Here is a 15,213-nt window from a genome sequence, read left to right on the forward strand (position 1 = left end):
ATGCCGTTGAAGGACGCGCTACCTACGCAGGGACGCTTCTCACAGTGGCGCCCCAACTGGGTAATCCTGACGTTGGGTCTTGCAATGCTGGCAGCGGTATGGGGACTTCCAACGGTTAGTGTTGCAGCCAACCGAATTGTATCGGGCACCGGCTACCCCGTTTGGCAGGCGCTGAGTTGGGGAGGTGGGCTACTCGCGTCGATAATCATTCTGGCTATTATGCTGCTCGCAAGCCAGCCCGAGCGTACAAGCCTAAGCTATATTGCCCAGTTTGCGGCTATGGTGTTGTTACTGCTACTGATGCCGTTTGGGTTAATGGCGGCTAGCTATTGGTTGGTTGATGCCTCTCAGCCCCAGGCGCGCCTCGGTATTGGGCTGGCTTATTGGGTGGTGATGTTCTTAGCCCTTTTGGGGCTGATCGAGCTGCGCTTGCGTTTATCTTTAGCGAGGGGTTGGATGGCGCTTCTGCTGATAGGGATTGGCGCAGTATGGTGGGGATGCGCTGCCCTTTGGCTGGATAGCTTAGCGCTCGTGCAAGAGTTTCAGGTCCGTGAGGCGCAGTTCTACCAAGCATTACGTCAACACCTAGCGCTGGTTACGATTGCCGTGAGCGTTAGTGTCGTACTGGGCATGGGGATAGCGCTTTTAATGCGCCGCTTTCACCGACTGCAACGAGGCGGTTTTGCGCTGTTAAACTTTTTTCAGACGGTGCCCAGCCTAGCGCTTTTTGGTTTGTTATTGGCCCCGTTGGCATGGCTTTCCGCTAACGTTCCCTTTGCCGCACAGTTAGGCATTAAAGGGATCGGTTGGACGCCCGCTCTGATTGCGTTGATTATCTACAGCCTATTGCCGATCGTGCGTAATACCTATGTTGCGCTAGAAGCGGTAAGCCCCGATGTGCTCGATGCAGCCACCGGCATGGGTATGCGTGCCTCGCAGCGTTTTTGGCAGGTGCGCGTACCGCTGGCGCTACCGATTTTACTCGAAGGAGTGCGCATCACGATGGTTCAAGCCATTGGTTTAACAGCGGTGGCCGCGCTAATTGGCGCTGGTGGTCTGGGCGCCTTTATTTTTCAAGGATTAGGGCAAGCCGCAATGGATATGGTGTTATTAGGGGCATTGCCTATTTTGGTCATGGCGCTCGCTGCAGATGCCGGAATAGGCGCCTTGGCAGCGCAGTTTCGCCGGGGAGCGGCGTGTGATTGAGCTACGTAACGTTTGCAAATATTTTGACGATACCATAGCTGTTGACGATGTTTCGCTAAGTGTTCCCAAGGGGAAATTCTGTGCCTTAGTGGGAACATCTGGCTGTGGTAAATCCACTACGCTGCGCATGATTAACCGCTTGCTAACGCATAGTGAAGGCGAAATTTTGCTCGATGAGCAAGCTATTTCTGACTACGACCCGGTGCTTTTACGCCGCCGTATTGGCTATGTGATTCAAAATACGGGGCTTTTTCCGCACTGGACCGTAGCGCGCAATATTGGCTTAGTGCCGCGGCTTCTCAAGTGGCCGGCAAACCAAGTGCGCCAACGTGTTGAAGAGTTGATGCAGCTTCTGGGGTTACCGGTGGGGGAGTTTGCTAATAAGTACCCGCATCAGCTTTCCGGTGGGCAGGCCCAACGGGTCGGGGTAGCGCGGGCACTCGCGGCTGACCCGGATATTTTGTTGATGGATGAGCCCTTTGGCGCGCTTGATCCCATTACCCGCGAAAAACTTCAAGAGATGCTAATGCAGCTGCAGGCGCGGTTGCACAAAACTATCGTGTTTGTCACCCACGATATGGATGAAGCGCTGCGTTTAGCAGATCATTTGGTGGTGATGCGCGCTGGCAAAATCATTCAGCAGGGCACGCCGCTGTCTCTTTTGCAAAAGCCGGCCGATGCCTTTGTCGATTCACTATTAGGCGGTTTGGAGAGGGGGCTGAAGCAGGCGTCACTTACCCGCGTGAAAGACCACATGGCGCCCCTTGGGCCGACGCTTCCGGCGCAGTCGCGTATTCCCGCCCGCTATACGTTACGCCAGGCGCTCTCGATGATGTTACGCGACCATAGCGAGCGACTTACCGTCGTGGATCAGCACGATATGCCGGTTGGCGAGTTATCTCTACGCAAACTGGTCAAGGAAGCCCACTCATCAGAGCAAGGAAGTTCGCGTGAGTCGTAAGCCTCAGCTTTCTCTTTCAGCCTACCATCCCGCGCAGCTACTGCTCCCCGTGATATGGGTAGCGCTGTTGGCGTTGGCGGTTGTGGCAATGCCGGCGGCTGAGGCAGTCTTTCGTTGGCTAGCGCCTGATGCCCGCCAAGTGATTTATCAGCGTGCGGATTTTATCACGCTCTTAGGGCGGCATTTATTTGTGGTTGGCATTGCCGCTCTCGTGACGGTTAGTGTGGGCCTTTTGGCAGGCGTCACAGTAACGCGGCAGTGGGGGCGTGATTTTTTACCCCTAGCCACGCAAGTGGCTTCCCTTGGGCAGACGTTTCCGCCGGTCGCGGTGCTGGCGCTGGCGGTGCCAGCACTGGGTTTTGGCACGTTGCCGATTATTGTCGCCTTGGTGCTTTATGGATTGCTGCCGATTGTGCGCAATACGATTGCCGGCCTTAAAGATGTCGACCCCGCGACGATTTCGTCAGCGCGAGGGATGGGTATGACCGATGGCCAAATTCTTCGCCAGGTCGAGCTTCCGTTGGCGACCCCCGTGATTCTTGCCGGTATACGCACCTCAATTACGATCAATATTGCGACTGCCGCGCTGGGCTCAACAGTGGGCGCGAGTAACTTAGGCGATCCGATTATCGCCGGTATCGTTAATACCAATATGGCGTATGTGGCACAGGGAGCACTGGTCATTGCCTTATTGGCGCTAAGCGCTGACAGTTTTTTTGAAGTGCTGCAGCGCCGGTTGCGCTCGCATACTGCTTAAGTCGAATGCCCTAAAAGAAATGACTGCGTTAGTGTCGTGTTGTGGTACGTGACCCGTCACGTCTGACATGTTGCGTTGACCGATATTAGGGAAATCCCCTGGTATAACAGGAAAAAACCGACAACACTGCCCTCAAAAGGGGCAAGACAAGGACAATAACCATGACACAAACGAGTTACGCGCCGGACTTTATGACCGGTGATGAATTTTCGATACCCACCTTCAGGGTCTTGGACCCGGAGGGCGAGCTTCACGATGAAGCGCAAGCCCCCGAGTTGACTCGGGATCATGCCCGCCGCATTTATCACGCCATGCTGGCGACCCGCATTCTGGATGAGCGGATGATGGCTGCTCAGCGCCAAGGGCGGCTATCGTTCTATATGCAGTGTACCGGTGAAGAGGCAGCCGTCGTGGGCGCAACCGCAGCCCTTGATGATGCCGACATGATCATGGCGCAATACCGTGAGCAAGGTGCGCTGATGTATCGAGGCTTTAGCTTCGATGAGTTTATGAACCAACTCTTTGGTAATGAGCTCGATTACGGCAAAGGGCGTCAGATGCCTGTGCACTATGGCTCGCGCAAACTGCACTACATGACCATTTCCTCTCCGCTCGCGACCCAGATTCCACAAGCAACCGGTTACGCTTATGGGCAGAAACTGGCCGGAGAAGGTCAATGCACGATGACGTTTTTTGGTGAGGGCGCCGCTTCTGAAGGCGATTTTCATGCGGCGCTAAACATGGCCTCGGTACATAAAGTGCCGGTGATCTTCTTCTGCCGTAATAACGGTTACGCCATTTCCACTCCGGCGAACGAACAGTTTGCTGCTGATGGCATCGCACCGCGCGCGTTTGGTTATCACATGCACGTCATTCGCGTGGACGGTAACGATGTGTTGGCCATATACGAAGCGACTCGCAAGGCACGTCAGATCGCCGTGGAGAAAAACCAACCGGTGTTGATCGAAGCAATGACGTACCGCTTGGCCGCTCACTCCTCCTCGGATGACCCTTCTGGTTATCGCGCTAAAAGTGAAGAGGAAACGTGGCGGTTAAAAGACCCTATCCTGCGCATGCAAAAATGGTTAAGCCATAAGGACTGGTGGAGCGATGACGAAGAGGCAGAAACGCAGGAGCGTTTGCGTCGCGAGGTGTTAGACACGATGAAACGCGCTGAAAAACGCCCGTCTCCGTCACTCGATACCCTGATTAGCGATGTATACGCCGATGTGACGCCAGCGTTGCAGCATCAGTTTGATGCCCTTAAGCAGCATATCCGTCGTTACCCCGAGGCGTACCCGCTAGGGGCGAAGTCGCTTGATCTTGATGTGCGCGATGACGCTAACCAGCCGGAGGGGAAATAACATGCCGACGATGAACATGCTGCAAGCCATCAATAACGCCTTGGATATCGCCATGGCGGAAGATGAAAAAGTGGTCTGCTTTGGCGAAGATGTTGGCGTCTTCGGCGGTGTCTTTCGTGCGACGAGCCACTTGCAAGAAAAGTATGGCAAAGCACGCTGCTTTAATACCCCGCTGGTTGAACAGGGTATTGTTGGGTTTGCCAATGGTTTGGCCGCCCAAGGCGGAGTGCCGGTCGCCGAGATTCAGTTTGCCGATTATATCTTTCCCGCGTTTGATCAAATCGTGAACGAGACCGCGAAATTTCGCTACCGCTCGGGCGATCTTTTCAACGTTGGTGGTTTAACCATTCGCACCCCCTATGGCGGTGGCATCAACGGTGGTCTTTACCACTCGCAATCGCCTGAGGCATATTTTGCCCATACGCCCGGCTTGAAAGTGGTGATGCCGCGCAACCCCTATCAAGCGAAAGGCTTGCTTCTTGCTGCTATTCGCGATCCCGACCCGGTGATCTTTTTCGAACCTAAGCGTCTTTACCGCGCTTCCACCGGTGAGGTGCCCGAGGAAGATTACCAACTGCCAATTGGCGAAGCGGAAATCACTAAGGAAGGGACCGATGTCACCGTGGTGGGCTGGGGCGCACAGATGGAAGTGATCGGAAAAGCCGTGGCGCTTGCCGAAGAAGCGGGTATTGCCTGTGAAGTGATCGATCTGCGCAGCCTGTTGCCTTGGGATGCGGATACCGTGGCGGAGTCGGTCCTCAAGACCGGGCGTTTGGTCATTACCCACGAAGCACCGTTAACCGGTGGCTTTGCCGGTGAAATCGCCACGACAATTCAAGAGCGTTGTTTCCTCTATTTAGAGTCGCCCACCGCACGGGTGACGGGGCTGGATACGCCTTTCCCGCTGACGCTGGAAAAGGAGTACTTCCCCGATCACCTGAAAATTTTCGAAGCGATTCAACATAGCGTTAATTTTTAATGCCGATTGACGTGCATAAGAGGAGACAGTGATGAGCGATTTTATGCTGCCGGATATCGGCGAAGGGATTGTTGAGTGTGAAGTGGTCGAATGGCGCGTAGCCGAAGGCGACACCATCGAAGAAGATCAGCCGGTTGTAGAGGTCATGACCGACAAGGCGCTGGTTGAGATCACCGCGCCCGAGCCCGGGGTGGTGACCAAGCTTTACGTGGACCAAGGGCAAATCGCCAAAGTGCATGCGCCGCTTTACGCCTACCAGGCGGAAGGTGAGACGGCGTCATCAGATAGCACTGACGCACCGAGTGAGAAAGCAAGCGTTTCCGCGTCGCAGGAAAATACGCAACAGCCAACGGCAACGCCAGCGCCAAAAACGGTACCCGAGCAGGAAAGCACTGAAACGTCAGTGGCCCTAGCAGGCGGTGCCTACGGCAAAACACCAGCAAGCCCCGCCGTGCGCCGGTTGGTACGTGAACACGGTCTGGACTTAGCCGCGATTACGGGTTCAGGCAAGGATGGCCGCGTCTTGAAAGAGGACGTCTTGGGGTATCTGGATGCACCGAAAACGCATACGGGTGTCCCCGCCTCGCAAAAAGCGCCACGGGTAGAGCCGCTACGCGGCATGCGCGCCGCCATGGCTAAACAGATGGTGGCCGCCGCCTCGACCATCCCGCACTTTCAGTACGGTGAAGAAATTGATGTAACCGAGCTGCTTGCGCTGCGTGAGCGTTTGAAGCCCCAAGCGGAGACACTCGGTGCGCGATTGACGCTGATGCCATTTTTCATGAAAGCAATGGCGTTGGCCGTAGAGGCGCACCCGATTCTCAATGCCCAGCTAAACCCCGAGGCCACCGAGCTGGCTTATTACCCCGAGTGTAATATCGGCATGGCGGTGGATAGTAAGGTAGGACTTTTGGTGCCCAATGTGAAAAATGCTGGGGCGCTCTCACTGATGGAAATTGCCGGTGAAGTCGGACGCTTGACCCAGGCCGCGCGAGAAGGGCGTGTCGAGCAGGCAGACCTGAAGGGTGGCACGATCACCATCTCCAACATTGGTGCGATGGGCGGTACGTACGCATCGCCAATTATCAACGCACCGGAAGGGGCGATTGTGGCCATCGGTAAAACACAGTGGTTGCCGCGCTTTGATTCGGCAGGGAATGTGACGCGCCGGGCAATACTTACCGTCACCTGGGCGGGCGATCACCGCTTTATTGACGGTGGCACCATTGCGCGTTTTTGTAACCAGTGGAAAGCGTATCTGGAAGCGCCTGAGACGATGCTGCTGCAATTGCGCTAGCGTTGACCGATATGGGCTTTGATGGATAAGGGATTTAATGGATAAAAGCTTTGAAGAATAGGCGCTTTTAAAAATAGGAGCTAGCCATGACCGCAGCGCCTTTGCAGCAGTTTTACATCCCGGAAGATCAATCGATCTACCTACTCAGTCACCAGGATGCGCGCAAGTTAAAAGAGTGGGTAGCGCTATGCCAAACCCAGCTATCCCAGCTGGGTTACCGGGATATCGAGCTGATTGGCAAGGGCGCTTACGGCTTCGTGTTTGCCGGGCGTACCACGCCGTCGCGGGGAAAGATTCCGCGCGATTTGGTGTTTAAGTTCTCGCGAATCACGCTGCCTACTCACCTGCAGGAACGCCTTGAGGAGGAGGCGTTTATGCTGGAGCAAGTCGTACACCCTCGAATACCCGCACTGGAAGCGTATCAACGCGTGCACGGCCAGTCGATTTTAGCCATGGAGCGCGCGCCCGGTTGGAACCTAGAAGAAGTCTCGCTGCGCGAAGGTAGGCTATCCCCGCGTTTGATCGTGCGGATTGCCGCCCAGTTGGCGGATATTCTCAAGGCGCTGCGGCGGGAATCCGGTCCCCAAGCGCGCCCCGTGGTGCATGGCGATATTAAACCCTCCAATTTGGTGTTTGACCCTGCGCGCGAAGCGATTGCATTGATCGACTGGGGATCGTCAGTGTTTGCCCAGCTTGATGCCAAGCTTCAGTTTGTCGCCGCCAATGTGATGGAGTTGATGTCGTCAGACCTACAGCAAACTAACGCGCGGTTGGGCGATGTCTACTTTATTGGCGAGGAGCAGCTTAACGGCGCGTTGTCCTCGCCGCGTTTTGACGAGCAGGGCGCGGCGGGTACGCTGTATGCGCTGGCGTCGGCACAATCTTGCCGCTTTGGCTATCGGGCGATCCCCGCCACGTCGCTAGGGTTGCCGATGGAATTTGCTCGCACGTTAGATGGTATGCTGGATAGCGATCCGGCGGTGCGCCGTCGCGCCGGGGATCACTTTCTAGACGCGATGCCGCGGTTGGCCAACCTTGTCATGCTGGACTTGCCTTCACCGGAGCCTTTGCCGCTGATTCCTGTGTGGGCGCGGCCGAGCGAGCGTGAGATCGATACCGTGGTATATAGCTCGCGTAAATCCTTCTTGCGTGAAGCCAACGTCGTGGAAACCCTTAACGACGTCAATGACGTGCAGCTTGACCGCTACTACAAGCAGTTCATGCAAGGCATGGGTGAAACCGAAAAAGCGTTTTTGGCCTCGGTCAGTCGGTTGGGGAAATACCCCGTGGTAGGGGGGTTGGCGGTACACTGGGGGCGTGAGGGGGTGTATATCGATTCGTCGCTTAACCTGCACGACCCGGCGCTAAAACCCGCTTTTACCCAGGCGGTGAACAATATGGTGCATCTTGCGCGCGCCATTCACCGTCAAGGTGTTTTCAAAAGCTGCCTGTTCGATGCGCGTAAAACGCTTCACCTAGAACGCAACTCGGCAAGTGAGTCGTTTTATCCCGAGCCTTCAATGACGATTCCCTATGAGGTGAGCGATATGCCTGAGGTGGAGGATAGCTCGCGTCAGCACAGTTACTTCGAAGACGGTCCTGATCCGGAAGAGCATCTTGCCTTGCCATCGCCGATTATCATGGCGCTTGAGCGGCTCAACGCCATCCACCACACCGGCATGATTATTTTCGAGGCGTTACCGGAGCATCTCAAAATTCATAGCTACTATCGGTTGCTTGATGCCCATCAGGAAGCCGAGTTTCAGCGCCAACTGGCGGTAATATTAGCCGCTGTGCCCGATATTGAGGGTCTCGGTGTTTCGGGCTATATGAAGATGCCCTACAAAGATACTCGCGCGTTCACCCACCTTGCGCGTCAGCCTGAGCGTTTTTATCCGCGCGATCCACGCAAGTTCTTAGCGCTCCAGCATGAGGTATAGCCATTGAACTAGAGCTTGATTGACATTTTCGGCCGCTATGCCAAGGGCGTTGACAACGGCATCGACGCTTTCATTATTGGCGGCCTGCGAGGCCTGAAGTTGGGTAGTGGCAAGGCGCTCGCCGCTAGCGCTGTCTTGTAGCACAAGGTCTACGCGCATCACCGCCAGAGGCGTGCCGTCGGTATAGACGATGTGAAAGTCCCGTAATTCACTGGTGAGTTGGTAATCAACGCCTTGGCGGTCAGCGCTCACGTGGCTGACAATCGCGCTTTGTTGGATGGCCTCAATCCATGCGCTTTGTAACATGGCAGGCGCGTCTTCGTACCAGCGTGCACCGCCGTAAACGCTGACTTGGTTCCCATGCGGCCAAACGACAATGCTGTCGCTGCCCAAAAGCCTACCGGCCGCTGGGGGGAGCACGCTTAGCACCACCGGCTGGAGCGGGGCGTCAATCGCTTTGATCCCTGGCGCAGGAAGTCGGTACAGTTGATTTGGCGTCGTTTCGGGCAGTACCGAACAGCCGCTGATGAGTAAGGCGATCAGCAAGAGAAGCGAAGGAAATTTAAGGATTTTGGGGTATCTCATGGCCGAAACTCCTGAATGCTATCGCCGCCGAAGAGAAAGTCTCGCGGATTCTCTTCTAGGCGTCGAGCCGCGCGGTTGAGGTTGTTGAGCGTCGTGCGCAGCTCTTCCATTGCAGGGGCAAGCGACTGAGAGCTGGCTGCTGAGTTTTCTAGCGTTGTTTTAAGCGCGGGGGCATTGGTATCAATTAAAGCACTTAAGCGCTGAGACGCTTGGTTTATCGACTCAGCGGCACGCGTAGAGGAAACCACAAGTTCATTTCCTTCCTGCGTAAGAAGCCGGTTGGCCTCTTGGCTAAGCAAACGAAGCTGTCCCAGTGTTTCTCGCGCTTCTTGGGTGAGGGCGGTGAATTCCCTTACGCTAAGTTCAAACTGTTGCTGCTGACTGGCTAACCCTCCGCTGATGGACTCTACGTTGGCAATAATTTGACTTATACGCTCTGTGCTTTCTTGTTCAAAGAGCGTATTGAGGTTGCTTAGCAACTGGCTGACATTACCCACGATCGCTTCACCGTCGGAGAGCAGCGAATCAAGCGGTGAGGGTTCGGCCAAAATTTGTGGCAGCGAGCCGTCTGATGAGGCAAGCATAGGGCTTTCGGGGGTGCCGCCGTAAAGCTGTAAGGTCATGCTGCCAGTGATATTGGCAAGCCCTAAACGCGCTCGGGTATCTTGTTTAATCGGGACGCTGCTCTCAACGCGTATTAACGCCAATACCTGACGGGGGTCGTTGGGGTTTAGACGCATATTGACGACGTTACCCACGTCGATACCGCTATACTCCACTCGGCTACCGACACTCAAGCCACTAACCGCGCGATTGAATACCACTTCAAAGTGCTGGTATTCACGCTCCATGCTGGCTTTCGTCATCCATAGCGAAAACAGCACAGCGCCCGTTAGCGTCAGCAGTGTGAACAGGCCAATGACCACATGGTGGGCGCGTGTTTCCATTAAGTTGCCTCCTGGGCCGCATGGGTTGCCGCGCGTCCACGCGGACCGTGAAAATAGTCTTGTATCCACGCATCATCAGTGGCGGCCACGTTGGCAAGGGTATCAGCGACGAGCACGCGTTTTTGCGATATCACCGCAACCCGGTCGCAAACGGTATAGAGCGTATCAAGATCGTGAGTGACGAGAAAAACACAAAAGCCTAATGCGTCGCGTAGTGTTAAAAGTAGTTGGTCAAACTTGGCGGCGCTGATGGGATCAAGTCCAGCGGTGGGTTCATCCAAAAAAAGCACGTCTGGGTCGAGGGCCAGTGCCCGGGCAAGCGCTGCACGCTTTACCATACCTCCCGAAAGCGCAGCGGGCATTTGCTGCGCTGCACTGGGATTTAACCCCACAAGCGCTAGCTTCATACGGGCGATATGTTCAGCGTCTTGGCGCGATAGCGGTGTATGCTCCACCAATGGCAGCGCAATATTTTCCTCCAGGTTCAGCGAGCTATAAAGTGCGCCTTGCTGAAATAATACCCCAAAGCGACGTTCAACGGCGGCACGTTGCGCCGCGCTTAAGGTATTTAACCGTTGACCAAAGACGCGTATCTCCCCGGCGTCAATCGGCTTGAGCCCGACGATGCTGCGCAAGAGTACCGATTTCCCGGTACCCGAACCGCCCACTACACCTAAAATCTCACCGTGCTTTAAGGTTAAGTTAAGATCTTGGTGCACTACATTCGTACCAAAGCGGTTTTCCAAACGCTCAATATCAATAACGGTGTCATCCATTACCAGCCCATCTCCATAAAGTAGAGCGCGGCGAGCGCATCCAGCAAAATGACCATAAAAATCGATTGCACCACACTTGAGGTGGTGTGCTCGCCCACCGATTGAGCGCTACCACTGACCTTAAATCCTTCCGCGCAGCCAATCAGCGCAATCACAAGAGCAAATAGCGGGGCCTTTACGATACCTGCGAAAAAGTGCGTGACGGCAATATCACGCTCAACAATGCGAATGAATTGGGCTAGCGGAATATCCAGTGCAATAACGCCGACTAAGGCACCACCTAACATGCCACTGAGTGTACCAATAAAGGCGAGCAGGGGCAGGCTGACCCACAGCGCAAGCACACGCGGCAGTACTAAAAGCTCAATCGGGTCGAGGCCTTGGGTGCGCAGCGCATCGAGTTCTTCGTTGGACTTCATGGAGCCTAGCTGCGCGGTAAAGGCGCTGGCGGTACGCCCAGCCAGCATAATGGCTGCTAGCAGTACACCAAACTCGCGCAGAAACGAGAACACGACCAAATTTACGGTGTAAATCGTCGCGCCAAAGCTTTCTAGCACAGTGGCGCCCAAAAAGGCCACCACAGCACCCACCATGAACGTCAATAACATCACGATGGGCACGGCATTGAGTCCGGTTTGCTGAATATGAGAAACCGTTGCGGTGACGCGCCATCGGTTAGGCCGCCAGGCCGTGCGTGCCAGCGCTGAAAGCACCAAACCCAAAAAGCCAAGCAGATACTTTTGCTGCAAAAAAAGCGACTCGATATGCTGGCCAATCAATGCAAGCCCCTGGGTTAACGCACTCGAAGTTGGCTCAAGTGGTGAGTCTCGCTGCTGGGTAGTGATTGCTTCCGTCACGCTTATTATCAGGCTCTTACGCTTAACGGGTAACATCGATGTAAGCGCCTGTATGCGAGTGGGTCCATACCACTCAATGAGTAACTGCGCCGCGGCGGTATCGAGGCGTGTCACGTTATCAAGGCATAGCGTAGCAAAGCGGTCGGAGTCAATTTTCGCTAGCAGGCGCTGGATACGGGTAAAGTGTAAAAGTGTCCAGTCGCCGGTCAGTACCAGCTGCTCGCCGTTAGCTTCGATGTGGGCGGGGGACGAAGCATTATCATCCACTGATCTCACTCCTCAGGGATTTCAGTTGGGCGACTTAGTTCTCGCCAGGCCGCGTATGTACTTAAAAAAACGCGGCCGGTTAACGCCTCAAGAAAGTCGCTTAGTTTTAGTTTATCCATCACCGGCCCTTTGACCTCTGCCAAATGCAGCGTGACGTTGGAATCTTTTAGCCGCGCGTTGATGGCTTCCAAGCTCTCTAACGCCGATGCGTCGATCAAATTGACCGCCGAACAGACAATCACGACGTGCTCCAGTGCCGGGCGACTCGCGACCAAGTTATAGAGTGTGTCTTCTAAATAGCGGGCATTGGCAAAATAAAGGCTTTCGTCAATGCGCAACAGCGCGACGTGGTCGACGGTTTCAACATCGTGGCGGGTGATATTACGAAAATGCTCGGTACCTGGCACGCAACCCACTAGGGCGCTGTGCGGGCGGCTGGTGCGGTAAAGAAAAAGCGCAATCGAAAGCGTGATGCCACCAATGATCCCTGCTTCAATGCCCTCAACAAGCGTTAGCGTGATGGTAATCGCCATCGCGGCAAAATCACTGCGTGAATAGCGCCAGGTTTGGCGTAGCGTGGGAAAGTCCACCAGGGTTAAGATCGACACCGTGATGGTGGCCGCCAAGGTGGCGATGGGTAAGTAGTAAAGCCAGCCGGTAAACGCAAATGTGACCAGCGCAATACCCAAGGCGGCGAATGCCCCCGCTGCGGGAGTCTGCGCACCGGCATCAAAGTTAATGACCGTACGCGATAGCCCGCCGGTGACCGGCATACCGCTGGTGACGCCTGCCGCTAAGTTGGCAGCGCCTAAGCCGATGAGTTCTTGATTAGGAGAAATACGTTGGCGGCGTTTAGCCGCCAGCATCTGCCCCATAGAAACCGATTCCACAAACCCGACCAAACTAATTAGCAGGGCTGGGATAAAAAGGGCCGACCATAACGAAGAATTTGACCAGGGGAAGCTTAACGGTGGCAAGCCGGTCGGGATGTTGCCGATGGTGGCAACATCGGCACTGTCAAGTTGCCAATACCAAGTTGCCAGTGTGGTGGCTATCACGGCAAAGACAGGGCCTGCCTTGGCGATAAGATCCGCCAGCCCAAGCGAAAAGCCGATGCGCTGCAAGCTGCTTTTGCCGTAGCGGCGCATCAGCACCAAAAACGCTAGCGTGCTCGCCCCAATAATCGCCGTTGGAAGGTTAAACGCGGCTAGGTTGGTTAGCAGTGTCATCAATCGCTCAACGAGCGTAAATCCACTGCTTTCCACGCCTAACAGTGCGCTGAGTTGACTGGCGGCAATCAAGATGCCCGACGCAGTGAGAAAACCTGAAATCACCGGGTGGCTTAAGAAGTTGCTAAAAAAGCCCATTTTTAGCAAGCCCATGATGACCAATATGGCGCCAGAAAGCAGCGCGAGTACAAGTGCTGCCTCCAAATACATCGCGCTACCTGGAGTGGCAACGTTAGAAAGAGCTGCGCCGGTCATTAGGGCAATAATGGCCACAGGGCCAATGGCTAAGGTACGACTGGTGCCAAACAACGTATAAAATAGTTGCGGGAGTATACTCGCGTAAAGGCCGACAACGGCCGGTAGACCTGCAAGCAGCGCGTAGGCAAGCGATTGCGGAATCACCATGGCGGTAACAATCAGGCCCGCCAACGCATCGGCTGCCAATAAGCGTCGATGATAATGGGGTAGCCAGGCCAAAATGGGAACGTAACGTTTGAGCATGAGCCTTTTAGCAAGTTGGGGCAAAAAAGTCGCGACAACGCGATGATGACCAGATTAAACGATATTGGTCTTAACGTTGAGGCTTGTTTAGCATCGATGCAAGCAGGCGGATATTCGAACCCTATAAAGGAGTCACCTATGAAACGTGAAACCCTCGCCCTCCATCATGGCTACGAGCCTGATAATCAGCACGCCGTGGCGGTACCCATTCATCAAACGACTTCGTTTTCGTTTGATAATGCCCAGCACGCCGCGGATCTTTTTGATCTTAAGGTCGAAGGCAATATCTATTCGCGCATTATGAACCCAACGTGTGCAGTGCTGGAGCAGCGCTTGGCCGCGCTGGAAGGCGGCATCGCCGGGTTAGCTGTCGCGTCGGGCATGGCGGCGATTACCTACGCAATTCAGACCATTGCCGAGGCGGGTGATAATATCGTCTCCATTAGCGAGCTCTATGGCGGCACATACAACCTTTTCGCTCACACCTTGCCGCGTCAAGGCATTAACGTGCGCTTTGCGGATAAGGATGATTTTGACGGTATTGAAGGCTTGATTGATGGGCGCACGAAAGCCGTTTTCTGCGAAAGCATCGGTAACCCATCAGGCGGCGTGGTGGATATTGCCAAACTCGCTGAGATCGCTCACCGCCATGGCGTACCGGTCATCGTTGATAACACCACGGCGACACCTTTCCTGTGCCGACCAATTGAGCACGGGGCCGATATCGTTGTGCAGTCGGCGACCAAGTATATTGGTGGTCACGGTACCACCGTTGGCGGGGTTATTATCGATTCAGGTACCTTCCCATGGGCAGAAAACGCCAACCGCTTTCCTCTTTTGACCGAGCCAGATGTCTCCTACCACGGCGTCAGCTACACCCGCGATGTGGGTGACGCTGCGTTTATCGCGCGTGCCCGTGTTGTCCCGTTGCGTAATATGGGGGCGGCACTTTCGGCGCAAGCCGCCTGGAATTTGCTTCAGGGGCTTGAGACATTATCGCTGCGTATCGAGCGTATTTGTGCCAATACCTTAACAGTGGCAAAACACCTGGAAGCGCACCCTCAGGTGAAGTGGGTTCACTATGCAGGGCTTGAGAGCCACCCGGATCATGCCTTGGCCAAGCGTTACATGCAGGGGCATGCTTCTGGCATCTTGAGTTTTGGCATTGAAGGAGGTCAAGCCGCCGGCGAGCGTTTCTATGATGCATTGGGGTTGATTTTGCGCTTGGTGAATATTGGCGATGCCAAAAGCTGTTCTTCCATTCCGGCGTCAACGACGCATCGGCAGTTAAACGAGGATGAGCTTAAAACGGCCGGGGTAACGCCCGATATGGTGCGCTTGTCGATTGGCATTGAGCACGTTGATGACTTACTTGCCGATATTGACCAAGCATTGGCTACGGCTAAGGTCTAACCGCTAATACTAGGGCGTGTTGACGTTTGATCGAAGATGATTTGGCAGGATAGGGGCAAGCTCGCAGAATAGAGGTTCTCACGCCAACAAACTGCGAGCTTGCGATGCCCCGACAAATGCTCACGGATGAACAC

At 54.9% G+C, this 15,213-nt stretch carries 13 protein-coding genes; 8 read left to right on the top strand and 5 right to left on the bottom strand.

The genetic code is table 11. The features are described from left to right. From M8006_RS12870 to M8006_RS12900, 7 genes are all read left to right on the top strand, one after another. Complete coding sequence (locus M8006_RS12870) at positions 1 to 1,206, top strand: ABC transporter permease (RefSeq protein WP_250082816.1); 1,206 nt, start codon at positions 1 to 3, stop codon at positions 1,204 to 1,206. Then, positions 1,199 to 2,167: an ABC transporter ATP-binding protein gene (locus tag M8006_RS12875; protein ID WP_250082818.1), complete on the top strand. Its 969-nt coding sequence runs from the start codon at positions 1,199 to 1,201 to the stop codon at positions 2,165 to 2,167. The genes M8006_RS12870 and M8006_RS12875 overlap by 8 nt, the downstream gene beginning before the upstream one ends. Beyond that, positions 2,157 to 2,924 carry an ABC transporter permease gene (locus tag M8006_RS12880; protein WP_250082819.1) on the top strand — a complete coding sequence of 256 codons (768 nt, stop codon included), beginning with the start codon at positions 2,157 to 2,159 and terminating at the stop codon, positions 2,922 to 2,924. The genes M8006_RS12875 and M8006_RS12880 overlap by 11 nt, the downstream gene beginning before the upstream one ends. A gap of 161 nt (positions 2,925 to 3,085) precedes the next feature. Then, a complete protein-coding gene (locus tag M8006_RS12885; RefSeq protein ID WP_250082821.1) occupies positions 3,086 to 4,288 on the top strand; it encodes a thiamine pyrophosphate-dependent dehydrogenase E1 component subunit alpha in 1,203 nt (400 codons plus the stop codon). Between the two features lies 1 nt (position 4,289). Next, complete coding sequence (locus M8006_RS12890) at positions 4,290 to 5,267, top strand: alpha-ketoacid dehydrogenase subunit beta (RefSeq protein WP_250082823.1); 978 nt, start codon at positions 4,290 to 4,292, stop codon at positions 5,265 to 5,267. Positions 5,268 to 5,298: 31 nt separating this feature from the next. Beyond that, the gene (locus M8006_RS12895) at positions 5,299 to 6,564 is read left to right on the top strand and encodes a 2-oxo acid dehydrogenase subunit E2 (RefSeq protein ID WP_250082825.1); all 1,266 of its coding nucleotides are present in this window, start codon (positions 5,299 to 5,301) and stop codon (positions 6,562 to 6,564) included. Between the two features lie 86 nt (positions 6,565 to 6,650). Next, entirely contained in the window at positions 6,651 to 8,504 is a 1,854-nt protein-coding gene (locus M8006_RS12900) for a protein kinase domain-containing protein (RefSeq protein WP_250082828.1), read from the top strand. On the opposite strand, the gene M8006_RS12905 is transcribed toward M8006_RS12900, so the two are convergent. The 5 genes from M8006_RS12905 to M8006_RS12925 are packed head-to-tail and all read right to left on the bottom strand — an operon-like array spanning position 8,481 to position 13,666. Further along, on the bottom strand, positions 8,481 to 9,089 hold the full coding sequence (locus M8006_RS12905; RefSeq protein WP_250082830.1) for an ABC-type transport auxiliary lipoprotein family protein: 609 nt from the start codon (positions 9,087 to 9,089) through the stop codon (positions 8,481 to 8,483). The two genes, M8006_RS12900 and M8006_RS12905, sit on opposite strands and share 24 nt — an antisense overlap. Then, complete coding sequence (locus M8006_RS12910) at positions 9,086 to 10,036, bottom strand: MlaD family protein (RefSeq protein ID WP_250082832.1); 951 nt, start codon at positions 10,034 to 10,036, stop codon at positions 9,086 to 9,088. The genes M8006_RS12905 and M8006_RS12910 overlap by 4 nt, the downstream gene beginning before the upstream one ends. After that, positions 10,036 to 10,812, bottom strand: a complete 777-nt coding sequence (locus M8006_RS12915) for an ABC transporter ATP-binding protein (RefSeq protein ID WP_250082834.1) — start codon at positions 10,810 to 10,812, stop codon at positions 10,036 to 10,038. The genes M8006_RS12910 and M8006_RS12915 overlap by 1 nt, the downstream gene beginning before the upstream one ends. Next, a complete protein-coding gene (locus M8006_RS12920) occupies positions 10,812 to 11,936 on the bottom strand; it encodes an MlaE family ABC transporter permease (RefSeq protein WP_250082836.1) in 1,125 nt (374 codons plus the stop codon). Before M8006_RS12920 ends, M8006_RS12915 begins: the two co-directional genes overlap by 1 nt. Before the next feature lie 5 nt (positions 11,937 to 11,941). Then, on the bottom strand, positions 11,942 to 13,666 hold the full coding sequence (locus tag M8006_RS12925) for a SulP family inorganic anion transporter (protein WP_250082838.1): 1,725 nt from the start codon (positions 13,664 to 13,666) through the stop codon (positions 11,942 to 11,944). A 138-nt stretch (positions 13,667 to 13,804) separates the two neighbouring features. Between M8006_RS12925 and M8006_RS12930 the strand changes: the two genes are divergently transcribed. Further along, positions 13,805 to 15,079 carry an O-acetylhomoserine aminocarboxypropyltransferase/cysteine synthase family protein gene (locus tag M8006_RS12930; RefSeq protein WP_250082841.1) on the top strand — a complete coding sequence of 425 codons (1,275 nt, stop codon included), beginning with the start codon at positions 13,805 to 13,807 and terminating at the stop codon, positions 15,077 to 15,079. Positions 15,080 to 15,213: the final 134 nt, after the last annotated feature.

It is taken from the genome of Halomonas llamarensis, assembly GCF_023555005.1.
In the GTDB taxonomy this organism is placed as follows: Bacteria; Pseudomonadota; Gammaproteobacteria; order Pseudomonadales; family Halomonadaceae; genus Vreelandella; species Vreelandella llamarensis.

What these genes read in the sequence shown, in the direction of transcription:
- M8006_RS12915 (WP_250082834.1), bottom strand. Translation starts at nt 10,812, where the DNA reads ATGGATGACACCGTTATTGATATTGAGCGTTTGGAAAACCGCTTTGGT.
- M8006_RS12870 (WP_250082816.1), top strand. Translation starts at nt 1, where the DNA reads ATGCCGTTGAAGGACGCGCTACCTACGCAGGGACGCTTCTCACAGTGG.
- M8006_RS12930 (WP_250082841.1), top strand. Translation starts at nt 13,805, where the DNA reads ATGAAACGTGAAACCCTCGCCCTCCATCATGGCTACGAGCCTGATAAT.
- M8006_RS12895 (WP_250082825.1), top strand. Translation starts at nt 5,299, where the DNA reads ATGAGCGATTTTATGCTGCCGGATATCGGCGAAGGGATTGTTGAGTGT.
- M8006_RS12925 (WP_250082838.1), bottom strand. Translation starts at nt 13,666, where the DNA reads ATGCTCAAACGTTACGTTCCCATTTTGGCCTGGCTACCCCATTATCAT.
- M8006_RS12905 (WP_250082830.1), bottom strand. Translation starts at nt 9,089, where the DNA reads ATGAGATACCCCAAAATCCTTAAATTTCCTTCGCTTCTCTTGCTGATC.
- M8006_RS12900 (WP_250082828.1), top strand. Translation starts at nt 6,651, where the DNA reads ATGACCGCAGCGCCTTTGCAGCAGTTTTACATCCCGGAAGATCAATCG.
- M8006_RS12890 (WP_250082823.1), top strand. Translation starts at nt 4,290, where the DNA reads ATGCCGACGATGAACATGCTGCAAGCCATCAATAACGCCTTGGATATC.
- M8006_RS12885 (WP_250082821.1), top strand. Translation starts at nt 3,086, where the DNA reads ATGACACAAACGAGTTACGCGCCGGACTTTATGACCGGTGATGAATTT.
- M8006_RS12910 (WP_250082832.1), bottom strand. Translation starts at nt 10,036, where the DNA reads ATGGAAACACGCGCCCACCATGTGGTCATTGGCCTGTTCACACTGCTG.